Below are 23219 nucleotides of genomic sequence, written 5' to 3'. Positions count from 1 at the left end.
GTCCAGTATCCCCGAACCCCGGCGCGCCGCGTTCCGGTGACCGCTGTACGGACGCACGCACCGGGCACGCCGGAGGGGCGGACCCGTGCGGGCCCGCCCCTCCCATGGTGCCTAGGTGCTGCTGCGATCAGCCCTTGCGGCTGTAGTTCGGAGCCTCGACCGTCATCTGGATGTCGTGCGGGTGGCTCTCCTTGAGCCCCGCCGAGGTGATCCGGACGAACCGGCCCCGGTCCTGGAGCTCCGGCACCGTGCGGCCGCCGACGTAGAACATCGACTGGCGCAGGCCGCCGACGAGCTGGTGCACGACCGCGGAGAGCGGGCCGCGGTACGGGACCTGACCCTCGATGCCCTCGGGGATGAGCTTGTCGTCGCCGCCCACGCCCTCCTGGAAGTAGCGGTCCTTGGAGAAGGACTTGCGGTCGCCGCGGGACTGCATCGCGCCGAGCGAGCCCATGCCGCGGTACGACTTGAACTGCTTGCCGTTGATGAAGAGCAGCTCGCCCGGGGACTCCTCGCAGCCCGCGAGCAGGGAGCCGAGCATCACGGTGTCGGCGCCGGCGACGAGCGCCTTCGCGATGTCGCCCGAGTACTGCAGGCCGCCGTCGCCGATGACCGGCACACCGGCCGCCTTGGCGGCGAGCGCGGCCTCGTAGATCGCGGTGACCTGCGGGACGCCGATGCCGGCGACGACGCGGGTGGTGCAGATGGAGCCGGGGCCGACGCCGACCTTGATGCCGTCGCAGCCGGCGTCGATGAGGGCCTGGGCGCCGTCGCGGGTGGCGATGTTGCCGCCGATGACGTCGACCGTCGAGTTCGACTTGATCTTGGAGACCATGTCGCCGACCAGTCGGGAGTGACCGTGGGCGGTGTCGACGACGATGAAGTCGGCGCCCGCCTCGATCAGGGCCTGGGCGCGCTCGTACGCGTCGCCCGCGACACCGACGGCCGCGCCGACGAGCAGCCGGCCGTCCTTGTCCTTGGCGGCGTTCGGGTACTTCTCGGCCTTGACGAAGTCCTTGACCGTGATGAGGCCCTTGAGGAGGCCGGCCTCGTCGACGAGCGGCAGCTTCTCGATCTTGTGGCGGCGCAGCAGCTCCATGGCGTCCACGCCGGAGATGCCCACCTTGCCCGTGACCAGCGGCATCGGGGTCATGACCTCGCGCACCTGGCGGCTGCGGTCCGACTCGAAGGCCATGTCGCGGTTGGTGACGATGCCGAGCAGCTTGCCCGCCGGGTCGGTGACCGGGACGCCGGAGATCCGGAACTTGGCGCAGAGCTCGTCGGCCTCGCGCAGGGTCGCGTCGGGGTGCACCGTGATCGGGTCGGTGACCATGCCGGACTCGGAGCGCTTGACCAGGTCGACCTGGTTGGCCTGGTCGGCGATGGAGAGGTTGCGGTGCAGGACGCCGACGCCGCCCTGGCGGGCCATCGCGATGGCCATCCGGGCCTCGGTGACCTTGTCCATGGCCGCGGAGAGCAGCGGGACGTTCACACGGACGTTGCGGGAGATGAGCGAGGACGTGTCGATCGCGTCCGGGGACATGTCCGAGGACCCCGGGAGCAGCAGCACATCGTCATAAGTGAGGCCGAGCGTGGCGAATTTGTCGGGCACTCCGTCGGCGTTCACAGTCATGACACCTTCCAAGATGGTCTTGCTCAGCGCGGATGTCCATGCTAACGGGATCCCGACGCGTCTCATTCCACGACCAAGATCAAGGGCAATGTTCGTAGCTTCCTACGGGAAAAACCCCGTACGGCCTACTGCTCGGCGAGCGCACGGAGCCGGCTCAGCGCCCGGTGCTGGGCGACGCGCACCGCCCCGGGGGACATTCCGAGCATCTGCCCGGTCTCTTCGGCGGTCAGCCCGACGGCCACGCGCAGGACGAGGAGCTCGCGCTGGTTCTCCGGAAGGTTGGCGAGCAGCTTCTTGGCCCAGGCGGCGTCACTGCTCAGCAGCGCGCGCTCTTCAGGACCCAGGGAGTCGTCGGGCCGTTCCGGCATCTCGTCGGAGGGCACGGCGGTACTGCCCGGATGGCGCATGGCGGCCCGCTGGAGATCGGCGACCTTGTGCGCGGCGATGGCGAAGACGAAGGCCTCGAAGGGGCGCCCGGTGTCGCGGTAGCGCGGCAGGGCCATCAGCACGGCGACGCAGACCTCCTGCGCCAGGTCCTCCACGAAGTGACGAGCGTCACCCGGAAGTCGCGACAGGCGGGAGCGGCAGTAGCGGATGGCGAGGGGGTGCACGAAGGCGAGCAGATCGTGGGTGGCCTGCTCGTCGCCTTCCACCGCACGGCGTACGAGCGCGCTGACGGTACCGTCGCCGCTGTTCCGGGAGGCGTCGCTGTTTCTGGAGGCACTGCTTCGGGAGGCGCCGCTGCCGCCTGTGGTCGCGGGTGACCCCGGGGCCTCGTCGTCGCGCATCAATCCATGGTGCCTTGGCGCCGGGGCATTCGCGGCACCGCGGCCCGTGTTGTACGTCGAAGCGTTATGCGTCGACGGGTTGTGCGGGGTGGGTGCACCGGAACTCATGCTCTGGCCCCTCCCCTCCCGCTCGGCCGAATCGTCCCCGCGGCGACATCTCCAGGATGCGCCACACCCTCAAGCATGCGGCATCGCGCCCGAAGCGACACGTCCCCCGGATTGTGCACCGTCAATCTCCGGTGCGCACCAGGGTGCGGCGGATCGGACGGCGGGAGATTCCGGAGGGCGGTCGGGACCACGGGATCCGGGGAGCCGGGCGGGGCGGCCCGCCCGCGGCACCGCCGGCCGGTGAGGGCCGGCGGTCGCGCGGTCAGCGGACCAGGCCCCAGCGGAACCCGAGCGCCACGGCGTGCGCCCGGTCGGACGCACCCAGCTTCTTGAACAGCCGGCGGGCGTGCGTCTTGACCGTGTCCTCGGAGAGGAAGAGCTCGCGCCCGATCTCCGCGTTGGACCGGCCGTGGCTCATGCCCTCCAGCACCTGGATCTCGCGCGCGGTGAGCGTGGGCGCGGCGCCCATCTCGGCCGAGCGGAGCCGGCGGGGGGCCAGCCTCCAGGTCGGGTCCGCGAGGGCCTGGGTGACCGTGGCCCGCAGTTCGGCGCGCGAGGCGTCCTTGTGCAGATAGCCCCGGGCGCCGGCGGCGACCGCGAGGGCCACGCCGTCCAGGTCCTCGGCGACCGTCAGCATGATGATGCGGGCGCCGGGGTCGGCCGAGAGCAGCCGGCGAACCGTCTCCACACCGCCGAGCCCGGGCATCCGTACATCCATCAGAATCAGGTCGGAACGGTCGGCACCCCAGCGGCGGAGGACTTCCTCGCCGTTGGCAGCCGTCGTCACACGCTCGACGCCGGGCACGGTGGCAACCGCGCGACGGAGCGCCTCTCGGGCAAGCGGGGAGTCGTCGCAGACGAGGACGGATGTCATGACCGCCCTCCGCAGCTGCTGATGCGCGTCACCTTGAGCCTCCAGGCTGGTACGTATCGTCACCTGTGCGGTCGATGCTCCCGGACACCTGTCCGAGAACTTCTTGGTTCAACCGCCTTCGCACTCTCAACGATGGTCACTCGAAAGAGTTACGGGTCGGACGGACACCTTCGGCACTCTACGTGAGGAAGCGAACACGAGGCAGGAGCCACTCACCGCGTGTCCTCCAGATGACGGTATGCCCTATTTGGCGGCTTTCCTTCCGTTTGGCGCATGTCTGAGGCTAGATTCCCAATGAGTCATATTTACATCTACTACGACAGTAGGTGTGGAGACATGGACCGTATCCGCCTCAGTACCGGCACCAAGAGGACTACCAATGGCAGATTTCTCCCGCCTCCCCGGACCGAACGCCGACCTCTGGGACTGGCAGCTGCTGGCTGCCTGCCGCGGGGTCGACAGCTCCCTCTTCTTCCACCCGGAAGGCGAGCGGGGCGCGGCCAGGAGCGCGCGCGAGACCTCGGCTAAAGAGGTCTGCATGCGATGCCCGGTGCGTTCTGAATGCGCCGCGCACGCACTCGCCGTCCGCGAGCCCTACGGGGTGTGGGGCGGCCTCACCGAGGACGAACGCGAAGAACTGATGGGCCGCGCACGCCATCGCCTGATCCCGGCGACGAGCGCGATCGGACCGAGCACGCCGATCGCTCCGCACTGAGCGGGCTTCACACGAAACGACCGAAGGAACGTTTCTCTGAGTCGGCACACAGCACCGGCACGCCCGGGTGTGCCGCGTACCGGACCGGGCCGTCACCCGACCGGCCGTACCGCCGTACGGTCCTTCGCGTGGCGGCCCCGTCCGGGGGCCGGGGGTCCGGCGCCGATGGGCCGGATGGCCTGACCGTCAGCGCCGGGCTGCCGTTGTCGGACCGTCGGCGCCGGACCGTCGGCGCCGGACCACCGGTGTCGGACCACCGGTGTCGGACCACCGGTGTCGGACCGTCGGTGTCGGACCGTCGGCGCCGGGCCGTCAGCGCCGGGCTGCCCGCTCCAGCTGGGCCAGGGTCGCGGCCACCGCCGGGACCCGGGCCAGGTCGGGCAGGGTCAGCGCGACGACCTCCCGCTCGACGGCCGGTTCCACGACGAGGGTGCTCACTCCCTTAGCCCGTACGGACTCCACCGCGAGCTCCGGCAGCACCGCGACCCCGAGCCCGGCCCCGACCAGGCCGACCACGGCCGGGTAGTCGTCGGTGGCGAAGTCGATGCGCGGGGTGAAGCCGGCGGCTTCGCAGACTTCGACCAGATGGCGGCGGCAGCGCGGACAGCCCGCGATCCAGGGCTCGTCGGCCAGCTCCGCCATGCCCACCCGCTCCGCGCCCGCGAGCCGGTGCCCCTCGGGCACCAGCCCGACGAGCCGGTCGGTCAGCAGCGGCCGGACCACGAGGTCCTCCCATTCGGCCGCCGATCCGGAGGCCCCGCCGTAGCGGAAGGCCAGCGCGAGATCGCAGTCGCCCTCGCGCAGCATCTCCACCGAGCGCGGCGGCTCCGCCTCGACCAGCGAGATCCGGGTCCCCGGATGCTCGGCGCGCATCGCCGCGAGCGCGGTCGGCACCAGCGTGGAACTGCCGCTGGGGAAGGAGACCAGCCGGACCCGGCCGGCGCGCAGCCCGGCGATGGCCGCGACCTCCTCCTCGGCGGCCGTCAGCCCGGCGAGGATCCCGGCGGCATGCCGGACCAGCGCCTCACCGGCCTGGGTGAGGCGCATTTCGCGCCCGGTGCGGATCAGCAGCGGGGTGCCGGCGGACTGCTCCAGCGCCTTCATCTGCTGGGAGACGGCCGGCTGGGTGCAGCCGAGCTCGCGGGCGGCGGCGGAGAAGGACCCGGTTCCGGCGACAGCGCGCAGAACTCGGAGATGGCGTGCCTCGATCACCCTTCGAGCATAAGGGGTGCTTTGATGCGGGCGCGAATAATCCCCGGACGCTTTGAGGCCGTTCGGCTAGCGTGGAGCCATGCATCTGATCTCCGTGAACCTGGGCCGCGCGACGGCCGTCGACTACACCGACGCCCCCGACGGCCTGACCGGTCACGGCAAGATTCCGGTGCCGGGACCCGTACGGGTCTTCGCGCCCGGCCCCAAGGGGGTCGGCGCGAGCGGCGTGGAGGGGGACGACGTCTGCCATCTGCGCCATCACGGCGGGGACCACCAGGCCGTGTACGCGTACGCCCGCGAGGACCTGGAGTGGTGGGAGGGCGAGCTCGGCCGCGAACTGCCCGGCGGGATCTTCGGCGAGAACTTCACCACCTCCGGCCTCGACGTGAACGGCGCGCTGCTCGGCGAGCGCTGGCGGGTCGGCCCCGACCTGCTCCTGGAGGTGGCCTCGGCCCGCATCCCGTGCCGGACCTTCCAGGGGATGCTCGGCGAGAAGGCCTGGGTGAAGCGGTTCACCCAGGAGGCCCGGCCGGGCGCCTACCTGCGGGTCCTGCGGGAGGGATCGGTCTCCCCGGGCGACACCATCGAGATCGTGCACCGCCCGGACCACGAGGTGACGGTGGAGTTCTGGTTCCGCGCCTTCACCACCGAGCGGGAGCTGCTGCCGCGCACGCTGGCGGCCGGTGACGCGCTGGAGCCGGAGGCCCGGGACAAGGCACTGGCCCACGTGGAGAAGTACGGGAAGCAGGGCGACTAGGTTGCGCCTATGACGACTGCGTTGATTACGGGAGCCACGGCGGGCATCGGCGCCGCCTTCGCCCGGCGGCTCGCCGCCCAGGGGCACAACCTCGTCCTGGTGGCCCGGGACACGAAGCGACTCGGCGAGCAGGCCACCGAGCTGCACGACCGGCACGGGATCGAGGCCGAGGTGCTGGCCGCCGACCTCTCCACCGAGGAGGGCATCACGGCGGTCGAGGAGCGCCTCGCCGACCGCAAGCACCCGGTCGACCTGCTGGTGAACAACGCGGGCTTCGGCAACAAGGGCCGCTACCTCGAAGTCTCCATGGCCGACGAGCTGACCATGCTGAAGGTCCACATCGAGGCCGTGCTGCGGCTGACCTCGGCGGCCGTGGAGCCGATGCGCTCGCGCGGGCGCGGCGGCGTGATCAACGTGGCCTCGGTGGCCGCCTTCCTGCCGCGCGGCACCTACGGGGCGAGCAAGGCCTGGGTCGTGCAGTTCACCCAGGGCGCGGCCAAGGACCTGACCGGCTCGGGCGTACGGCTGATGGCGCTGTGCCCGGGCTTCGTGCGGACCGAGTTCCACGAGCGGGCCGGCATGGGCACGGACAACATCCCCGGCTGGATGTGGCTCGACGCCGACAAGCTGGTGGCGGCGGCCCTGGCCGATCTGGCACGGGGCAGGACGGTGTCGATCCCGGACCCGCGGTACAAGGCGCTGATGGGCGTGGTGAAGCTGACCCCGCGGGGGCTGCTGGGCGGGATGTCCTCGCGTACGGGGCGCAAGTACGGGCCCCAGTGACCAGGCCGCGCGCGGTGACCAGTGGGTAAACGAGGCATATGGGTGAAATCTCCCTAGACTGAATGTGTCCCATCCAGCGCGGGAGACGCCATGACATTCGTACAGATAGTCGATTACGAAACCACCCAGCCCGAGGCGGTCAACGATCTCCTCGACCGCTACGTGGAGCAGACTCAGGGCAGGCGTACGGTCCTCGCCAGCCGTGTCGCGCAGGACCGTGACTCCAAGACCCACTACGTCGACGTCGTCGAGTTCCCGTCGTACGAAGCCGCCATGAAGAACTCTCAACTCCCGGAGACCGACCGGATGTTCCAGGAGATGGTGGCCCTCTGCGAAGGGATGCCCAAGTTCACCAACCTGGACGTCGTACGGGACGAGCACCTCAACACCCTGCTCGTGAACCGGCTGTACGACGAGGTCGTGACGAAGGGCGACATGTCCGTCGCCGACGAGATCGTCGCGGCCGACTACCACGACCACGACATCAGCAACCCCGTGGACAAGATCGGGCGCGAGGGCATCCGCGAGGACGTCACGATGTGGCGCGGCGCCTTCGACTTCAGCTTCACCCGCGACGCCCAGATGGCACAGGACGACTACGTCACGACCCTGTGGACCTGGACCGGCACCCACAAGGGCGAGTTCATGGGGATCGCCCCGACCGGCAAGACCTGCACGATGACCGGCACGACGGTCTTCCGGTGCGAGGACGGCATGCTCAAGGAAGGCTGGTGGCACTACGACGCCATGCGCCTCATGAAGGAACTGGGCGCGATGTAGCCACCCACCACCCACCGACCGCAGTGCCTGCGGCCCCGGCACACGGGAAAGCCCCGGTCACCACCGCTTGGCAGCGGTGACCGGGGCTTTGCCGTGCTTACTTGCCGTGCTTACTGGCGAGGTCAGTGGCTGTGGCCGTGGCCACCGTGGCCGTGACCGGCGTCGCCCTCGTCGTCGGCCGGCTTCTCGACGACCAGGGTCTCGGTCGTGAGCAGCAGCGACGCGATGGAAGCGGCGTTCTCCAGCGCGGAGCGGGTGACCTTGACCGGGTCGATGACGCCGGCCTTGACCAGGTCGCCGTACTCGCCGGTGGCGGCGTTGAAGCCCTGGCCCTTCTCGAGCTCGGCGACCTTCGCGGTGATGACGTAGCCCTCGAGGCCGGCGTTCTCCGCGATCCAGCGCAGCGGCTCGACGGCGGCGCGGCGCACGACCGCGACACCGGTGGCCTCGTCGCCCGACAGGCCGAGGTTGCCTTCCAGCACCTTCACGGCGTGGACGAGAGCGGAGCCACCGCCGGAGACGATGCCCTCCTCGACCGCGGCGCGGGTCGCCGAGATGGCGTCCTCGAGACGGTGCTTCTTCTCCTTGAGCTCCACCTCGGTGGCGGCGCCGACCTTGATGACGCAGACGCCGCCGGCGAGCTTCGCCAGGCGCTCCTGCAGCTTCTCGCGGTCCCAGTCCGAGTCGGTGGACTCGATCTCGGCCTTGATCTGGTTGACGCGGCCGAGGACCTCGTCGGAAGAGCCGCCACCGTCGACGATGGTGGTGCTGTCCTTGGAGATCGTGACGCGGCGGGCGGAGCCCAGTACGTCCAGACCGGCCTGGTCGAGCTTGAGGCCGACCTCCTCGGCGATGACGGTGGCACCGGTGAGGGTGGCCATGTCCTGCAGCATCGCCTTGCGGCGGTCACCGAAACCGGGCGCCTTGACGGCGACGGCGTTGAAGGTGCCACGGATCTTGTTGACGACGAGGGTGGAGAGCGCCTCGCCCTCGACGTCCTCGGCGATGATCAGGAGCGGCTTGGAGGCGCCGGCCTGGATGACCTTCTCGAGCAGCGGCAGGAGGTCCTGGATGGAGGAGATCTTGCCCTGGTTGATCAGGATGTACGGGTCATCGAGGATGGCCTCCATACGCTCCTGGTCGGAGACCATGTACGGGGACAGGTAGCCCTTGTCGAAGGCCATGCCCTCGGTGAACTCGAGCTCCAGGCCGAAGGCGTTGGACTCCTCGACGGTGATGACACCGTCCTTGCCGACCTTGTCCATCGCCTCGGCGATGAGGTCACCGACCTGCTGGTCCTGCGCGGAGAGCGCGGCCACGGCGGCGATGTCGGACTTGTCCTCGATCGGACGGGCGGTCGCGAGGAGCTCCTCGGACACGGCCTTGACCGCGGCGTCGATGCCCTTCTTCAGGGCGGCCGGGGAAGCACCCGCGGCGACGTTGCGCAGACCCTCGCGGACCAGCGCCTGCGCCAGGACGGTGGCGGTGGTGGTGCCGTCACCCGCGACGTCGTTGGTCTTGGTCGCGACCTCCTTGACGAGCTGCGCGCCAAGGTTCTCGTACGGGTCGTCGAGCTCGACCTCACGCGCGATGGTGACACCGTCGTTCGTGATGGTGGGAGCGCCGAACTTCTTGTCGATGACGACGTTGCGGCCCTTGGGACCGATCGTCACCTTCACGGTGTCGGCAAGCTTGTTGACGCCACGCTCAAGGGCGCGACGGGCGTCCTCGTCAAACTTGAGAATCTTCGGCATGGGAGCGGTTCAGCCCTCTCGTTGCTATCCCCGGCCGCTCACCGCGACCGCCTGTCTAGAACGAGCTACGCCCCTCGCCGCCCGGCATCAGCAGGGGTGACCAGGGGCGTAGCTCAAAGCAAAACTGGAGAAGTGATTACTTCTCGACGATCGCGAGCACGTCGCGGGCCGAGAGGACGAGGTACTCCTCGCCGTTGTACTTCACTTCGGTGCCGCCGTACTTGGAGTACAGGACGACGTCGCCGACGGTGACGTCCAGCGGGAGACGCTGGCCGTCCTCGAAGCGACCCGGACCCACGGCGAGGACGACGCCCTCCTGGGGCTTCTCCTTCGCGGTGTCCGGGATGACCAGGCCAGAGGCCGTGGTCTGCTCGGCGTCGAGCGGCTGGACCACAATGCGGTCCTCGAGCGGCTTGATGGCAACCTTGGAGCTGGTGGTCGTCACGATCTGACCTTCCGCTTCGGAGATCCGGGGTTAATTGTCTGAGGTGGCGACCATGTCGATCCGTCGTCGCGGGTGCCGGATCTGCCTGTCGCCGTGTTGGCACTCACCAGGGGCGAGTGCCAGATGCGAGACTATTCCGGGGATTAGCACTCGGTCAAGCGGAGTGCCAATACGCGCCGCTGGTTTCGCAGCCTTGGCCGCCTGGATGCCCCCGTTCCACGCGCGCCACCACTGCCGGGGACCCGTCCCCGGACCCCTGCGCCTCAAACGCCGGCGGGGCTGAAATTGCCCTACGGGCAATCCAGCCCGCACGCACCGATCCAGCCGTCCGGCGCCTGAGGACCGGGCCCGGGCAGAGCCCGGGGCATACCCAGCCCCGCCGGCGTTTGAGGCGCGGGTCCGGGCAGCGCCCGGGGAACGGGCGAAGGGCGGGTAGGGGAACTCCGCCCCGCAGGGCAGACCCAGCCGCACCCGCCCACGGGGCCCCGCGCCGGGACGGCGGTGGCGAGCGGTCCGGCCGGCCACCGCCGGACGGAGTCCGGCGCAGCGGGGTGAAGCCCGCGCAGCGGTGCGAGCTCGGCGTCAAGAAGGACTGTTGCCCGGTATGTGAGGCTTGGGGCATGCGGATCCTGGTCGTCGAAGACGAAGTCAGCCTCGCCGATTCACTGCGGCGCGGCCTCTCCGCCGACGGCCACTGGATCGACCTCGCCCACGACGGCCACCGCGGCCTGGACCTGGCCCTCACGGGAGGCCCGTACGACGTGGTCCTCCTCGACCTGATGCTCCCCGGCCTCTCGGGCTACGAGATCTGCACCCGGATGCGTTCCCACGGCGTAGCCACGCCCGTGCTGATGCTGACCGCCAGGGACGGCGAGTACGACGAGGCCGAGGGCCTGGACTCGGGCGCGGACGACTACCTGACGAAACCGTTCTCCTTCGTCGTCCTCGCCGCCCGCCTCCGCGCCCTCACCCGCCGCGCCACCGCCGCCGCCGGCGACGCCGCCCGGACCGGCGTCCTGCAGGCCGGCGACCTCGTCCTCGATCCCCGCGGCCGCCGTTGCCGCCGCGGCGCCCACGAGATCGAGCTGACCGCCCGTGAGCTCGGCGTCCTGGGCTGCCTGATGGAGCAGCCCGGCCGGGCCGTCGCCAAGCAGGACATCCTCGACGAGGTCTGGGACACCCCGCACGGCATCGACCCGAACATCGTCGAGGTCTACGTCTCCTCGCTCCGCCGCAAGATCGACGCCCCCTTCGGCCGCCGCTCGATCCTCACCGTGCACGGCACCGGCTACCGGATGGCCCCGGACGGTGGCTGAGCCGGGGCCGAAGCCCCGGCGGCCCCGCCGCCTCGGCAGCCTGCGCACCCGCGCCGCCGCGGCCGCCGCCCTCGCGATGGCGGCCGTCCTGGCCGCCGGCGGGCTGTGGCTCTACACCCTGCTGCGCGCCAACCTCATCGAGAACACCACCGGCCGCACCGAGCTCGCCGCCCGCAAGGTCGCCGCCCAGTACGACACCGGGAGCCTCCCGGCCGGGGGCCGGCTGCCCGCGCCCGAGGGCGGGGTCGACCTGGTCCTCGTACGGAACGCGGCCGGGACGGTCGTGGCCACCAGCGGGGATCTGAAGGACACCCCGGAGCTGACGGAGCTGAGCCCCGCGCCCGGCCAGGACGTGCGGTCGGCCGTCCTGCCGCCCGCGCGCCCCGGCGCACAGCGGCGCGTGGTGGTCGCCGTGGACGCGCCCGGCCCGCCGGGGGCGCACGACCCGCACACCGTCTACGCCGCGACCGTGCTCGGCGACGTCGACGACGCCAACCGGGCCGTCGCGCTCGGCCTGCTGGCCGGCGCGCCCCCGCTGATCGTCTTCTCGGCGGCCCTGGCCTGGTGGGTGACGGGCCACGCGCTGCGCCCGGTCACCGCGATCCGCACCGGGCTGGCGGCGGTCACCGGGAGCGAGCTGGACCGGCGGGTCCCGGACCCGGGCGGCGCCGACGAGATCGCGCAGCTGGCCCGGACGGTCAACGACACGCTCGACCGGCTGGAGCGCAGCCACGCCCGGCAGCGGCAGTTCACCGCCGACGCCTCGCACGAGCTGCGCAACCCCCTCGCGGCCGTCCGGTCCCGGCTGGAGGTGGCGCTGCGGGACCCCGACCGGGAGTCGGTGGCGGCCGCGCTGGCCGATACCGAGCGGCTGCAGGCCATCGCGGCCGACCTGCTCCTGCTGGCCCGCCTCGACGGCGGGCCCGCGCCGCGCACCGAGCCGGTGGACCTCGCGCTGCTGGCCGCCGAGGACGTGGCGCGGCGCCCGGAGACCCGGGTTCCGCTACGGCTGGACGCGCGGGCTCCCGTACCGGCCGCCGGGGATCCGGCGCGGCTGGAGCGGGCGCTGGCCAACCTGGTGGACAACGCCCTGCGGTACGCCCGTACCGGGGTCGTGGTCCGGGCCTCGGCCGAGGACGGCTGGGCACTGCTGGAGGTCACGGACGACGGGCCGGGCATCCCGGAGGCCGACCGGGACCGGGTCTTCGAGCGGTTCGTACGCCTGGACGCGGACCGGGGCCGGGCCGGCGGCGGCACCGGCCTGGGGCTGGCCATCGCCCGGGAGATCGCCCGGGCGCACGGCGGTGAGGTCCGCGCGCTCCCGGCGCCCGCCGGAGGCGCCCGGCTGGTGCTGCGCGTGCCCGGCGCGACCCGTCCCTGAAGGCGCCTTCAGGACCCTCAGGGTTCCTTCAGCACCGCTCCCCCACCATCGACAGGCATGAGCGCCCACCGCAGGAAGACCCGTGAACCGAAGTCCCCGGTGTCCGCGTCCCGCCGCCGCAGGCTCACCCGCACCCTGCTGGCGTCCGGCTGCGCGCTGGCGGTGCTCGTGGGGGCGACCGCCTGGTACCTGTACGACGACCTCGCCTCCAGCATCGGCAGCTCCAAGGCCCTGGAGGGTGCCGAGAAGTCGAAGTACGGCGATGTGAACATCCTGCTGATGGGCCTGGACAGCCGCCGGGACCAGAACGGCGAGGACCTCCCCCCGGCGGTCCTCGACAAGCTGCACGCGGGCGCGAGCTCCGACGTCGGCGGCTACAACACCAACACCCTGATCCTTCTGCACGTCCCCGGCGACGGGAGCAGGGCGAAGGCCTTCTCGGTGCCGCGCGACGACTTCGTCGAGCTGCACGGCGTGCCCGGATTCACCGGCAAGGCCAAGATCAAGGAGGCCTACGGGCGGGCGAAGGCCAAGGTGGAGGAGCAGCTCGCCGCCAAGGGGGTCAAGGACCCGCGGCAGCTGGAGCGCGAGGGGCGCGAGGCGGGCCGCAAGGCGGAGCTGGAGACGGTGCGCACCTTCCTGGGCGTGCCGATCGACCACTTCGCCGAGCTGAACCTGGCCGGTTTCTACCAGCTCGCGAGGGCGCTGGGCGGCGTACCGGTGTGCCTGAAGAAGGCGGTGAAGGACCGATACTCCGGGGCCGACTTCCCGGCGGGGCGCCAGACGCTCGACGGGCAGCAGTCGCTGGCCTTCGTACGGCAGCGGCACGGCCTGACCATGGGCGACCTGGACCGGACGAAGCGGCAGCAGGCGTTCCTGGCGGGGGCCACGTACAAGCTGAACCAGGCCGGGACCTTCACCGATCCGGTGAAGCTGATGAAGCTGATCGACGCGGCGAAGCAGGACGTCGTCACCGATCAGGGGTGGGACCTGCTGTCGTTCGTGAAGCAGGCGAAGAACCTGTCCGGGGGCAACGTGGAGTTTGTGACCCTTCCCATCGAGGGCTTCGGGAGGAACCATGACGCCGAGATAAACGTCGTAGACGATATGAAGATAAAGCGGTTCATAGCCGAGCGGATCGGGCCCGGGGCCACTGCGAGCCCGAGCGCACCCGGCGCCGCTCCCTCCTCACCGGGCACTCCCTCCGCACCCCAGGGCTCCGCCCCGGGCTCCCCCCGGAGCTCCGCGCCCGCCCCCTCACCGTCCCGGAGCGGCAGCGCAGCCCCCGCCATCGACGGCGGCGGCGTCCCGTGCGTGGACTGAAGCCCCTGACCACGGCGGGCGCGCGCCGCCGCACGGAAGCACTGCTGCTCGTCCTCGTCCTCGCGGTGACCATTTCCGGCCACATCAGCGCCGGCCTCGCGATGAACGACGAGCTGCCGAGCGGTCTCACCGGCTTCGTGGTCAGCATGACGCTGCTCGCGCTGGTCGGACACCTGGCCGTGCGCCGGTTCGCGGCGTACGCGGATCCGCTGGTCTTCCCGCTGGCCCTGCTGCTGACCGGGCTGGGGCTGGTGCTGCTGCACCGCCTCGACCAGGGGTACATCGAGCGGTACAACTCCGAAGCGGTGGCGCCCGGCCAGCTGATGTGGACGGTGATCGGCGTCGCGGTCTGCATCGCGGTGCTGGGGCTGCTGCGCGACCACCGGCTGCTCCAGCGGTTCATCTACATCACGATGGTCGTCGCGCTGGTGGCGCTGATCGCGCCCGCCTTCTTCGGCGCGGACACCTACGGGGCGAAGCGCTGGATCAAGTTCGGCGCGCTCTCGGTCCAGCCCGGCGAGTTCGTGAAGATCATGATCGCGGTCTTCTTCGCGGGCTACCTGGTGATCCACCGCGATGCGCTGGCCCTGTCGGGCCGCAAGTTCCTGGGCATGCGGCTGCCGCCGATGCGCCAGCTCGGCCCCCTCATCACGGTGTGGATCGTCTCGCTGATGGTGCTGGTCTTCGAGCGCGACCTCGGCACCTCGCTGCTCTTCTTCGGCGTCTTCGTGGTCATGCTCTACGTGGCCACGGAACGCACCAGCTGGATCGTCGTCGGCCTGGTGCTCGCCTCGGCGGGCGCCTTCGTCGTGGGCACGACGGAGCCGCACGTCAAGGCCCGCGTGGCCGCCTGGCTGAACCCGCTGTCGTACTACTGGAAGGACCGGCCGCCGGGCGTCGTCTCGGACCAGTCGGCGCAGGCGCTGTTCAGCTTCGGCACGGGCGGCATCTCCGGCACGGGCCTCGGCATGGGCCATCCCGAGCTGATCAAGTTCGCGGGCCGCAGCGACTTCATCCTGACGACGGTGGGCGAGGAGCTCGGCCTGGCCGGGGTCATGGCCGTCCTGATCCTCTACGCGCTCCTCGTGCAGCGCGGGCTGCGGATGGCACTGGGCGCCCGCGACCCCTTCGGCAAGCTGCTGGCGGTGGGCCTGTCGTCCGCCCTGGCCCTCCAGGTCTTCATCGTGGCCGGCGGCGTCACGGGGCTGATCCCCCTGACGGGCAAGGCCCTGCCCTTCCTGGCCGCGGGCGGCTCGTCCCTCCTGGCCAACTGGATCATGATCGCCCTGCTGCTGCGCATCTCCGACAGCACCGAGAGACAGCGCGAGGCGGACGCCCGGGGCCCGGCGGAAACGACGATCACCCCGACACTCACACCACCGGCCGGACCCGAGCCCCACCCCGCCGCGTCTTACAGGTAGTCCTCCAGGCGGCCGATCCGGTAGCCCTGCTCCTGTATCCGCCGGAGCATCCGGGTCGTCATCTCGGTCTCCGTCGTGCCCTTCAGCTCCGAGGGGCCGCGGAAGTGGGCCAGGATGATGTCACCCGGTTTGAGGGCGTTGCCCTCGGCGTACTGGAAATTGTTGATCTGCATCGACACGCGCCACAGGAGGAGCTGGGATATCCCGCACTCGTGCGCGGCCCTGAGGGTGTCGTCGTTGTGATTGCCGTACGGCGGGCGGAAGAGCGTCGGCCGCTTGCCGAAGCGCTTCTCCAGGCGTTCCTGCTGCCCGCATATCTCCTTCTTCTGTCCCTCGAAGGACAGGGTGCGCAGGTTCGGGTGCGTCAGGGTGTGGTTGTTTATCGTGCTGTCGGAGCCGTTGTCGCGGAGCTTTTCGAAGTGGCCGTAGTCCGACGAGGCGATGTTGTCCGTCAGGAACATGCTGATCGGCAGTTTCAGATCGGCGGCCATCTTGAGGAACTCGGGGCTCTTCTCGGCGCCGTCGTCGAACGTCAGGAAGACGACCTTGTCGTCCGCCGGGACGGGTATTCGGTCGACGACCTGGACCCGCCCCGCCCCGGCCGGGGCGATCCGGGGTTTGACGGCGGGCTTGGGCGCGTACTGGAGGGGGCCGCTGAGGCCCCACTTCTTGTACGCCTCGTCCGCCGCGGCCGTCGATCCCTGGGTCACCGCGGAGGGGGAGTCCACCACCGAGGGCGACGGGGTCGCCCTGGCCTCCGTGGTCTTGCGCCCCAGCCTCTCGATGGGGTCCACGCTGTCCCCGCACCCCGTCAGGGACAGCGCGAGCGCGCCGGCCGTCAGCGTTCCGGCTACGAACCGGCGCGGGAGCTTCACTTGTTTCCTCCTGGGAAACCCTGGCCTTCAGACCGGGGAGAAATGGGTTCTCGGCGCGGAGGTGTGGAGCGCCTAAGGTCGGTTCGCATCTGGCCTGGCCTGCTCTTTCCGTTGTTGTCAGTGGCCGACGTTAGGTTGTCGGGATGGTGACGACAGCATTGGCGGGGGGTGCCGGGCTTGCCCGGTGGGCCTTCCGCGTGCGCGTGTCGTCTACCGCACTCGCCGCCTTGACGGCGGAGTGGGACCGGTGCCGGTGGATCTGGAACGAGTGCTGCGCGAAGTCGAAGCAGACGCACCTGTGGAACAAGGACCGGCCCGAGGGCACGGCCAAGCGGACCTGCGGCCCCGCGCAGCTCGACAAGATGCTGACCGAAGCCCGCACCCGGAACGCCTGGCTGCGGGACGGGTCCTCGGTTGTGCAGCATCAGGCGATCCGGGATTTCGGGAAGTCCCGCGCCAAGGCGCAGAAGGACATCAACGACCGGCTGCCGGTGCGGCGTCGGGCCGGCATGCCGAAGTGGAAGAGGAAGCGGGAAGCGCTGCCGTCGCTGAACTACACCAAGCGCGGTTTCAGCTTGAAGGACGGCCGCCTGTACCTGGCGGGCGGAATCGCCCTGACGGTGGTGTGGTCGCGGAACCTTCCGGCCGATCCGTCCAGCGTGCGCGTGTACCAGGACAGTTTCGGGCACTGGTACTGCTCGTTCGTCGTCCCCACCGAGGTCGAGCCGCTGCCTGAGACCGGTCGGGCGATCGGCATCGACTGGGGCGTGAAGGAGACGGCGACCACCACCAGCGACGACCACGACCTCCCGCATGCCGAGCACGGCAAGAAGACCGCCACCGGCCTCGCGCATTATCAGCGGATGATGGCCCGTCGGAAACCGGCGAAGGGCAAGCCCGGGTCGAAGGGCTATCAGGCGGCGAAGAAGCAGGTCGCGAAGCTGCACAGGAAGGTGGCCCGGCAGCGCAAGGACACCGGCCGCAAGTGGGCCAAAGCTGTCGTCCGCGACCATGACGCACTGGCCGTAGAGGACTTCCGCCCGAAGTTCCTCGCCAAGTCCACCATGGCCAGGAAGGCGGCCGACGCGGCGATCTCCGCGACGAAGACGGCGCTGGTCGAGATGGCACGGAAGCACGGCCGTGCCGTGTTCCTGGTACACCCCGCGCACACCACGATGGACTGCGCGCAGTGCGGAGCGAGAACCAAGCACGCACTACCTCTCTCAGAACGAACCTACGCCTGCACCGCGTGCGGAGCCGTGTCCCCCAGGGACAAGAACTCCGCCCGCGTGATGCTGGTCCGGGCTGGTCTCAACCCGGCTGGCGCTGATCGCGTAAGACCGGACCAGGCGCTGCCTGGCCTGGCAGCGTGAGTCAGAAATCCCCGATCAACCCTGGAGAGTGAGGGATCCTCTTCTCTCCAGGGAGGGGAGGATTCAAAAGTAATCCTCCAGGCGAGCCACGGCATAACCCTTGTCCGTGACGGTCTTCATGACGTGACGGATCATGTCAGTCATGCTTCCCTTCCAGTCTTCCTTGCCCCGGAAGTGGGTGAGGATGATGTCCCCGGGGTGCAGGTCCTTGTCCCACTCCCGCCAGTCCATCCGGTTGGGGAAGGCCTCCTCGTTCCACAGCGGAACGGCCTTGATCCCGCAGGACTTGGCCGCGCGCAGCGTGTCCTCGTTGTAGTTCCCGTACGGCGGGCGGAAGAGCGTCGGACGCTTGCCGAACGTCTTCTCGATGGTGTCCTGCTGTCCGCAGATCTCCTGGCGCTGCTTCTCGTACGAGAGCGCCGGCATGTAGCGGTGGTTGAGCGTGTGGTTGTTCAGCGTGACGCCCGCCGCCTGCATCTCCTTGAAGTACGGGTAGTTGTCCCGGACCAGGTAGTCGCTCAGGAAGGCGGTGTACGGGAGCTTCAGTTCCTGCATCATCTTCAGGAACTCGGGGTCCTTCTCGGCCCCGTCGTCGATCGTCAGGAAGACGACCTTCTCCTCCGTGGGGACGGTGGTGAAGACGGGGGGCAGCTCGTCCTGGCCCTCGACCTCGAAGCCGTCGCGGGTGCTGATCTCCGGCTTCTCCTTGGGCGCTTGCGGAGCGACGAGCGGCGGCTTGGCCAGCCCCCACTTCTTCGCGGCCACGATCCTCGCCTGCTGGAGGGCCTTGAGCCTCTCGGCGTAGGTGCCGAGCGCTCCGGCCGCTCCGGCCTGCTCGCCCGCGGCGCCCGCGGCCGCCTTCGCCTTGGCGGCCTTGTCCGGCGTCTCGGACCCGCCGGCTCCGCAGCCCGTGCCGAGTGCGGCGACGAGCAGTGCGGCCATCGCGGCCGTACCCAACCGGCCGCGCGCGACTGCCGCGATCCGGTGACCGTGTTGCGTCTTATGTTCCGTTTGTCGGACTAGCTGCATAGTTGGGGATCTTTACACCAGCCATGCACGCACCCCGGCCGACACCGCGAGAGGAATCCGAGCTTCCTCCGAGTGGCCCACCGTGGCCGACAATGGACCCGTGACCCCCGAAGACTTCGCCGCGCTCCTCGCCCCCGAGGGCCACGCCCTCCTCGACTCGCTCCGCGACTACGACCCCGCCCAGGAGCTCGCCGTCGCCACCCGGCTGCGCCGCGAACACCCCGCCGCACTGGTCTCCGCCGCCCTCGGACAGGCCCGGCTGCGGCAGCGCGCGGTGGCGAAGTTCGGGGCCGAGGACGCCCACCGGATGTACTTCACCCCCGGCGGCGGGGAGATGGCCACCCGCGCCTCGGTGGCCTCGTACCGCGCCGAGCGGCTCGCCGCCCTGGGCGTACGGAGCCTCGCGGACCTCTGCTGCGGGATCGGCGGGGACGCCCTCGCCCTGGCCCGGCTCGGCATCCGCGTCCTGGCGGTGGACCACGACCCGCTGACCGTCGCCGTCGCGCGGGCGAACGCCGAGGCGCTGGGGCTGGCGGACCTGATCGAGGTCCGGGAGGCCGATGTGACGGAGGTCGACACCGCGGGCTACGACGCCGTCTTCATCGACCCGGCCCGCCGGGGCGGGCGCGGCCGGATCTTCGACCCCGAGTCCTACTCGCCGCCGCTGTCCTGGGCGATCGCCACCGCCCGCGCCGCGAAGGTTGCCGCCATCAAGATCGCCCCCGGGATCCCGCACGAGGCGGTGCCCGCCGAGGCGCAGGCCGAGTGGATCTCCGACCAGGGGGACGTGAAGGAGGCCGTGCTGTGGTTCGGGACGGCTCCGGGCGAGATCCGCGCCACCCTGCTGCCCGGTCCGCGCGCGCTGGCGACCGCCGATCCGCTGCCCGACCCCGAGGCCGGTCCCGTCGGCCGCTACCTCTACGAGCCCGACGGGGCCGTGATCCGCGCCCACCTCGTCGCCGAGGTCGCCGAGCAGCTGGGCGGGCGGCTGATCGACCCGACCATCGCGTACATCACCGCCGACGAGCTGCACGAGACCCCGTACGCGACCTCGTACGAGATCACCGACGTGCTGCCGTTCGGGCTGAAGAAGCTCAAGGCGCTGCTGCGCGAGCGCGGGGTCGGCATCCTCACCGTGAAGAAGCGCGGCTCCGCGATCGAGCCCGAGGAGCTGCGCAGGAAGGTGAAGCCGCAGGGCCCGAACTCCGCCACGGTGTTCCTGACCCGGGTCGCCGGCGCCCCCTCGATGCTGATCGGCTCACCGACCGCCCGCCCCTGACGGCCCGCCGGGCCCCCGGAGCCCTCCCCCGAAGACGCGCAGCGCCCACCGGTAGTGCGCGCCCGCCTTGCCGAGGCCCAGCAGGGCGGTGATCCACAGGATCATGCCGATGCCCATGGTGTAGGCGACCTCTCCGTAGGTGTCGGCTCCGGGCCGGGCCGTCGCCGCCGCCGCCGCGAAGGTCACCCAGAGTCCGATCCCGCCCAGGGCGAGGGAGGCCAGCAGCCAGATCAGGCTGCGTCCGGGGGCGCGTACGGCGGCGTCCACGGGCGGGTCCCGGTCCAGCTCCGCCCAGGCGCACAGCAGCCGGCGCACCTGCCGGTCCCGCTTGGCGCCCCAGGCGAACCAGAAGCCGGCCGGTATCAGCACGCCCACGCCGAGCGCGGCGAATATCAGGCCGAAGAGGTACGAGAACGGGTCCTGGGACTCGATGGACATCAGGGCCATGCCGACGAAGGTCCAGCCCAGGACGAAGACCGCCGAGACCGACCAGAGGAGCAGGAGCCGGCCGAAGCCCAGACTGCGCCGCCCGAGCTCCCTCAGGAAGCGGGCGCGGTCGGCCCGTACGGCCCGTACGGCGTGCTCGTCGAACCAGGCGCGCAGGTGCGGCGGAGGGGGCGGCGGCGGCAGGTCACGACGGGGCATGCGCATGACCATATCCGCACGCCACGGGTCCCGGCGGGCCGCCGGACGGAGCGTCAGCTTCCGCCGGTCTCCCCCACCTCCACCGATTCGAAGCGCCAGCGATGGACCGCCCGCGTGATCAAATCGGCTGCGGGCTCCGGCAGTTCGGGCAGTTCGGCGCCGATCCCCTCAGGGGTCTCCCACCAGGTGATGACGAGCACCCGGTCCTGCGGGGCACTGAACACCTCGCGCCGCACCGGGTCTTGGGCCAGGATCTGCGAACGAGCCCACTCCAGCAGCTCGTTGGCCCGGCCGGGAACGGACCGGGCCTCCCACATCAGCGCGACGGTGCTCACGAGTAGAGGTTGTCCTTGCTCAGCTCGTGCACGTGGTCGTGGTCGTGCGCATGGCCGTGCCCGTGGGCGTGCCCGTCGCCGCCGCCGTCCCCGTGGGAATGGCCGTGGGAATGGCCGGGAACATGCGGGTCGGTGACCGGAAGCGAAGAGTCCGCCGACAGGTCCCAGTCCGAGGGGGCCCTGTTCCGCTTGACCATCTCCGCGCCCAGCGCCGCCACCATCGCGCCATTGTCCGTGCAGAGCCCCGGCCGCGGCACCCGCAGGATGATCCCCGCGTCGTCGCAGCGCTCCTGGGCGAGGCTGCGCAGCCGGGAGTTGGCCGCGACCCCGCCGCCGATCATCAGGTGGTCGACGCCCTCGTCCTTGCAGGCGCGGATCGCCTTGCGCGTCAGTACGTCCACGACGGCTTCCTGGAAGGAGGCCGCCACATCGCGCACCGGCACGTCCTCGCCCGCCTTGCGCTTCGCCTCGATCCAGCGGGCGACCGAGGTCTTGAGCCCGGAGAAGGAGAAGTCGTACGGGGCGTCGCGCGGCCCCGTCAGCCCGCGCGGGAAGGCGATCGCCTTCGGGTCCCCCTCGCGTGCGAGCCGGTCGATGACCGGGCCGCCGGGGAAGCCCAGCTGCAGGACGCGGGCGATCTTGTCGAAGGCCTCGCCCGCCGCGTCGTCGATGGTCGCGCCGAGCGGCCGTACGTCGGAGGTGATGTCGGGGGCCAGCAGCAGCGAGGAGTGCCCGCCGGAGACCAGCAGCGCCATCGTCGGCTCGGGCAGCGGCCCGTGCTCCAGCTGGTCGACGCAGATGTGCGAGGCCAGGTGGTTCACCCCGTACAGCGGCTTGCCCAGCGCGTACGCGTAGGCCTTCGCGGCGGAGACGCCCACCAGCAGGGCCCCCGCGAGGCCGGGGCCGGCGGTGACGGCGATGCCGTCGAGGTCGCGGGCGCTGACCCCGGCCTCCTTCAGGGCGCGCTCGATGGTGGGGACCATCGCCTCCAGGTGCGCGCGGGAGGCCACCTCGGGCACGACCCCGCCGAAGCGGGCGTGCTCGTCGACGCTCGACGCGATGGCGTCCGCGAGCAGTGTGGTGCCGCGGACGATGCCCACGCCGGTCTCGTCGCAGGAGGTCTCGATGCCGAGGACGAGCGGTTCGTCAGCCATGGGTCGTCTCACCTTGCAGGGGTACGGAGTCGGGGAGTGCGGAGTCGGGGTCCGCGGGGTCCGCGGGGTCGGAAAGCCGGCGCATCACGAGGGCGTCCACGTTGCCGGGCTGGTAGTAGCCGCGCCGGAAGCCGATCGGCTCGAAACCGAAGCGGGCGTAGAGCTTCTGGGCCCGGACGTTGTCGACCCGCACCTCCAGCAGCACCTCGGCGCACTCGAAGGCACTGGCGGCGCGCAGCAGCTCGGTCAGCAGCCGGGCGCCGAGCCCGGTGCCCCACTGGTCGCGGGCCGCGGCGATGGTCTGTACGTCGGCCAGGTCCCCGGCGGCGGCCAGCCCGGCGTAGCCGACGAGCCGGCCGGCCTCCTCCGCCACGACGTAGCGGCGCGTGGCGCCGGGGCCGCGGGCGTGGGCCAGCTCGGACCAGAACATCCCGGCGGACCAGGCGTCCTCGGGGAACAGCTCGTGCTCCAGCTCCAGCACGGGCCCGATGTCCCACCAGCGCATCTCGCGCAGGACGACGGCTGGGGCGGCTGAGGTGGCTGTCACTGCGGGGTGACCACCTTGTAGTTCTTGGGCACCTCGGCGTCGGGCCGGCGCAGGTAGAGCGGGGTCGGGGGCAGGAAGGCCTCCCCCGCCGCCAGCTTTTCCGCGGCCAGGGCGGCCAGCGCGGCCGCGCTCTGGTGCTCGGGGGCCCGCGCGTCGGTGAACACGTCCGGGTACAGCCGCGCGCCCTGTCCGACGGCGGGCAGTCCGGCGACGCGCTCGGCGATCTCGGCCGGCCGGTCCACCGCGGGCTCTGTGGCCCGGGTGCGGGGGTCCTCGTAGCGCGCCCAGTAGACCTCCTTGCGCCGGGCGTCGGTGGCCACGGTGAAGGGGCCCTCGATCCCGGCGGCGCCGGCCGCGTAGGCCAGGCCGTCGAGGGTGCACAGCCCGTGGACGGGCACGCCGAGGACGGAGGCGAAGGTGGACGCGGTCACGAGGCCGACGCGCAGTCCGGTGTAGGGGCCGGGGCCGACGCCGACGACGATGCCGGTGACGGCTTCGAGCGTGACCCCCGCCTCGGCGAGGACCTTGTCGACGGAGGGCAGCAGGAGCTCCCCGTGGCGGCGGGCGTCGACCTGGTTCGACTCGGCAAGGACGGACTCGCCGTCGTGCAGGGCGACGGTGACGGCGGGCGTGGCGGTATCTACAGCGAGCAAGAGCACGCGAACAGCCTACGACTCCGGGGCCCCCGGCCC

The 23219-nt window shown here is 71.0% G+C and carries 23 protein-coding genes; 10 read left to right on the top strand and 13 right to left on the bottom strand.

Annotation, left to right across the window (positions count from 1 at the left end; translation table 11 throughout):
• Window positions 1–127 precede the first annotated feature (127 nt).
• The 3 genes from guaB to ACODT5_RS42465 all read right to left on the bottom strand — a co-directional run bounded on the left by guaB (window position 128) and on the right by ACODT5_RS42465 (window position 3403).
• Window positions 128–1633 carry an IMP dehydrogenase gene (guaB, locus tag ACODT5_RS42475; protein ID WP_327254520.1) on the bottom strand — a complete coding sequence of 502 codons (1506 nt, stop codon included), beginning with the start codon at window positions 1631–1633 and terminating at the stop codon, window positions 128–130.
• 125 nt (window positions 1634–1758) lie between these two features.
• Window positions 1759–2421: a sigma-70 family RNA polymerase sigma factor gene (locus ACODT5_RS42470; protein ID WP_422524264.1), complete on the bottom strand. Its 663-nt coding sequence runs from the start codon at window positions 2419–2421 to the stop codon at window positions 1759–1761.
• Window positions 2422–2791: 370 nt separating this feature from the next.
• Window positions 2792–3403, bottom strand: a complete 612-nt coding sequence (locus ACODT5_RS42465) for a response regulator transcription factor (RefSeq protein ID WP_003948568.1) — start codon at window positions 3401–3403, stop codon at window positions 2792–2794.
• Between the two features lie 379 nt (window positions 3404–3782).
• Between ACODT5_RS42465 and ACODT5_RS42460 the strand changes: the two genes are divergently transcribed.
• Window positions 3783–4118 (top strand): WhiB family transcriptional regulator, encoded by a 336-nt coding sequence (locus tag ACODT5_RS42460; protein ID WP_266905387.1) that lies wholly within the window; start codon window positions 3783–3785, stop codon window positions 4116–4118.
• A 312-nt stretch (window positions 4119–4430) separates the two neighbouring features.
• Here ACODT5_RS42460 and ACODT5_RS42455 read toward each other — a convergent pair whose 3' ends face one another.
• Complete coding sequence (locus tag ACODT5_RS42455; protein WP_422524263.1) at window positions 4431–5330, bottom strand: LysR family transcriptional regulator; 900 nt, start codon at window positions 5328–5330, stop codon at window positions 4431–4433.
• A 79-nt stretch (window positions 5331–5409) separates the two neighbouring features.
• On the opposite strand from ACODT5_RS42455, the gene ACODT5_RS42450 reads away from it, so the two are divergent.
• The 3 genes from ACODT5_RS42450 to ACODT5_RS42440 all read left to right on the top strand — a co-directional run bounded on the left by ACODT5_RS42450 (window position 5410) and on the right by ACODT5_RS42440 (window position 7650).
• On the top strand, window positions 5410–6087 hold the full coding sequence (locus tag ACODT5_RS42450) for an MOSC domain-containing protein (RefSeq protein ID WP_422524262.1): 678 nt from the start codon (window positions 5410–5412) through the stop codon (window positions 6085–6087).
• Window positions 6088–6096: 9 nt separating this feature from the next.
• Window positions 6097–6870 carry an SDR family NAD(P)-dependent oxidoreductase gene (locus ACODT5_RS42445; RefSeq protein WP_422524261.1) on the top strand — a complete coding sequence of 258 codons (774 nt, stop codon included), beginning with the start codon at window positions 6097–6099 and terminating at the stop codon, window positions 6868–6870.
• Between the two features lie 90 nt (window positions 6871–6960).
• Window positions 6961–7650, top strand: a complete 690-nt coding sequence (locus ACODT5_RS42440; protein ID WP_422524260.1) for an ester cyclase — start codon at window positions 6961–6963, stop codon at window positions 7648–7650.
• A 122-nt stretch (window positions 7651–7772) separates the two neighbouring features.
• On the opposite strand, the gene groL is transcribed toward ACODT5_RS42440, so the two are convergent.
• On the bottom strand, window positions 7773–9404 hold the full coding sequence (gene groL, locus ACODT5_RS42435; RefSeq protein WP_327254515.1) for a chaperonin GroEL: 1632 nt from the start codon (window positions 9402–9404) through the stop codon (window positions 7773–7775).
• A 136-nt stretch (window positions 9405–9540) separates the two neighbouring features.
• Window positions 9541–9849, bottom strand: coding sequence for a co-chaperone GroES (gene groES / locus ACODT5_RS42430; protein WP_008739621.1), 309 nt, complete (start codon window positions 9847–9849; stop codon window positions 9541–9543).
• A gap of 620 nt (window positions 9850–10469) precedes the next feature.
• Between groES and ACODT5_RS42425 the strand changes: the two genes are divergently transcribed.
• From ACODT5_RS42425 to ACODT5_RS42410, 4 genes are read left to right on the top strand one after another with little or no spacing between them, the layout of a single operon-like run.
• A complete protein-coding gene (locus ACODT5_RS42425; RefSeq protein WP_422524259.1) occupies window positions 10470–11165 on the top strand; it encodes a response regulator transcription factor in 696 nt (231 codons plus the stop codon).
• A complete protein-coding gene (locus tag ACODT5_RS42420; RefSeq protein WP_422524258.1) occupies window positions 11158–12546 on the top strand; it encodes a sensor histidine kinase in 1389 nt (462 codons plus the stop codon). Before ACODT5_RS42425 ends, ACODT5_RS42420 begins: the two co-directional genes overlap by 8 nt.
• Window positions 12547–12603: 57 nt before the next feature.
• Entirely contained in the window at window positions 12604–13869 is a 1266-nt protein-coding gene (locus ACODT5_RS42415; RefSeq protein ID WP_422524257.1) for an LCP family protein, read from the top strand.
• A complete protein-coding gene (locus ACODT5_RS42410; protein ID WP_422524256.1) occupies window positions 13857–15290 on the top strand; it encodes an FtsW/RodA/SpoVE family cell cycle protein in 1434 nt (477 codons plus the stop codon). The genes ACODT5_RS42415 and ACODT5_RS42410 overlap by 13 nt, the downstream gene beginning before the upstream one ends.
• Here the strand turns inward: ACODT5_RS42410 and ACODT5_RS42405 are convergent.
• Window positions 15281–16165 carry a polysaccharide deacetylase family protein gene (locus ACODT5_RS42405; protein ID WP_422524255.1) on the bottom strand — a complete coding sequence of 295 codons (885 nt, stop codon included), beginning with the start codon at window positions 16163–16165 and terminating at the stop codon, window positions 15281–15283. The two genes, ACODT5_RS42410 and ACODT5_RS42405, sit on opposite strands and share 10 nt — an antisense overlap.
• Before the next feature lie 143 nt (window positions 16166–16308).
• Between ACODT5_RS42405 and ACODT5_RS42400 the strand changes: the two genes are divergently transcribed.
• Entirely contained in the window at window positions 16309–17538 is a 1230-nt protein-coding gene (locus tag ACODT5_RS42400; protein ID WP_422524254.1) for an RNA-guided endonuclease InsQ/TnpB family protein, read from the top strand.
• 63 nt (window positions 17539–17601) lie between these two features.
• Here the strand turns inward: ACODT5_RS42400 and ACODT5_RS42395 are convergent, their stop codons facing one another.
• The gene (locus ACODT5_RS42395) at window positions 17602–18567 is read right to left on the bottom strand and encodes a polysaccharide deacetylase family protein (protein ID WP_422524253.1); all 966 of its coding nucleotides are present in this window, start codon (window positions 18565–18567) and stop codon (window positions 17602–17604) included.
• A gap of 100 nt (window positions 18568–18667) precedes the next feature.
• On the opposite strand from ACODT5_RS42395, the gene ACODT5_RS42390 reads away from it, so the two are divergent.
• A complete protein-coding gene (locus ACODT5_RS42390; protein ID WP_422524252.1) occupies window positions 18668–19846 on the top strand; it encodes a class I SAM-dependent methyltransferase in 1179 nt (392 codons plus the stop codon).
• On the opposite strand, the gene ACODT5_RS42385 is transcribed toward ACODT5_RS42390, so the two are convergent.
• Genes ACODT5_RS42385 through tsaB form a run of 5 tightly spaced genes read right to left on the bottom strand, consistent with a single transcriptional unit; the run spans window position 19826 to window position 23186 of the window.
• Window positions 19826–20491 carry a hypothetical protein gene (locus ACODT5_RS42385; protein ID WP_422524251.1) on the bottom strand — a complete coding sequence of 222 codons (666 nt, stop codon included), beginning with the start codon at window positions 20489–20491 and terminating at the stop codon, window positions 19826–19828. The two genes, ACODT5_RS42390 and ACODT5_RS42385, sit on opposite strands and share 21 nt — an antisense overlap.
• Before the next feature lie 53 nt (window positions 20492–20544).
• Window positions 20545–20826, bottom strand: coding sequence for a hypothetical protein (locus tag ACODT5_RS42380; RefSeq protein WP_422524250.1), 282 nt, complete (start codon window positions 20824–20826; stop codon window positions 20545–20547).
• The gene (tsaD, locus tag ACODT5_RS42375; RefSeq protein WP_422524249.1) at window positions 20823–21980 is read right to left on the bottom strand and encodes a tRNA (adenosine(37)-N6)-threonylcarbamoyltransferase complex transferase subunit TsaD; all 1158 of its coding nucleotides are present in this window, start codon (window positions 21978–21980) and stop codon (window positions 20823–20825) included. The genes ACODT5_RS42380 and tsaD overlap by 4 nt, the downstream gene beginning before the upstream one ends.
• Window positions 21973–22485, bottom strand: coding sequence for a ribosomal protein S18-alanine N-acetyltransferase (gene rimI / locus ACODT5_RS42370; RefSeq protein ID WP_422525200.1), 513 nt, complete (start codon window positions 22483–22485; stop codon window positions 21973–21975). The genes tsaD and rimI overlap by 8 nt, the downstream gene beginning before the upstream one ends.
• 38 nt (window positions 22486–22523) lie before the next feature.
• Window positions 22524–23186, bottom strand: a complete 663-nt coding sequence (gene tsaB, locus ACODT5_RS42365; RefSeq protein WP_422524248.1) for a tRNA (adenosine(37)-N6)-threonylcarbamoyltransferase complex dimerization subunit type 1 TsaB — start codon at window positions 23184–23186, stop codon at window positions 22524–22526.
• Window positions 23187–23219: the final 33 nt, after the last annotated feature.

It is taken from the genome of Streptomyces tatrensis (genome assembly GCF_049310065.1).
GTDB lineage: Bacteria > Actinomycetota > Actinomycetes > Streptomycetales > Streptomycetaceae > Streptomyces.
Note: the sequence above shows the minus strand (reverse complement) of the source record. Positions and strands in the feature narration are given on the sequence as shown.

Coding starts and splice junctions, on each gene's coding strand:
- ACODT5_RS42395 (WP_422524253.1), bottom strand. CDS start 18,567: ATGCAGCTAGTCCGACAAACGGAACATAAGACGCAACACGGTCACCGG.
- ACODT5_RS42465 (WP_003948568.1), bottom strand. CDS start 3,403: ATGACATCCGTCCTCGTCTGCGACGACTCCCCGCTTGCCCGAGAGGCG.
- ACODT5_RS42460 (WP_266905387.1), top strand. CDS start 3,783: ATGGCAGATTTCTCCCGCCTCCCCGGACCGAACGCCGACCTCTGGGAC.
- ACODT5_RS42470 (WP_422524264.1), bottom strand. CDS start 2,421: ATGCGCGACGACGAGGCCCCGGGGTCACCCGCGACCACAGGCGGCAGC.
- groL (WP_327254515.1), bottom strand. CDS start 9,404: ATGCCGAAGATTCTCAAGTTTGACGAGGACGCCCGTCGCGCCCTTGAG.
- ACODT5_RS42440 (WP_422524260.1), top strand. CDS start 6,961: ATGACATTCGTACAGATAGTCGATTACGAAACCACCCAGCCCGAGGCG.
- ACODT5_RS42400 (WP_422524254.1), top strand. CDS start 16,309: ATGGTGACGACAGCATTGGCGGGGGGTGCCGGGCTTGCCCGGTGGGCC.
- rimI (WP_422525200.1), bottom strand. CDS start 22,485: ATGCGCTGGTGGGACATCGGGCCCGTGCTGGAGCTGGAGCACGAGCTG.
- ACODT5_RS42415 (WP_422524257.1), top strand. CDS start 12,604: ATGAGCGCCCACCGCAGGAAGACCCGTGAACCGAAGTCCCCGGTGTCC.
- guaB (WP_327254520.1), bottom strand. CDS start 1,633: ATGACTGTGAACGCCGACGGAGTGCCCGACAAATTCGCCACGCTCGGC.
- ACODT5_RS42450 (WP_422524262.1), top strand. CDS start 5,410: ATGCATCTGATCTCCGTGAACCTGGGCCGCGCGACGGCCGTCGACTAC.
- tsaD (WP_422524249.1), bottom strand. CDS start 21,980: ATGGCTGACGAACCGCTCGTCCTCGGCATCGAGACCTCCTGCGACGAG.
- ACODT5_RS42445 (WP_422524261.1), top strand. CDS start 6,097: ATGACGACTGCGTTGATTACGGGAGCCACGGCGGGCATCGGCGCCGCC.
- ACODT5_RS42425 (WP_422524259.1), top strand. CDS start 10,470: ATGCGGATCCTGGTCGTCGAAGACGAAGTCAGCCTCGCCGATTCACTG.
- ACODT5_RS42385 (WP_422524251.1), bottom strand. CDS start 20,491: ATGCCCCGTCGTGACCTGCCGCCGCCGCCCCCTCCGCCGCACCTGCGC.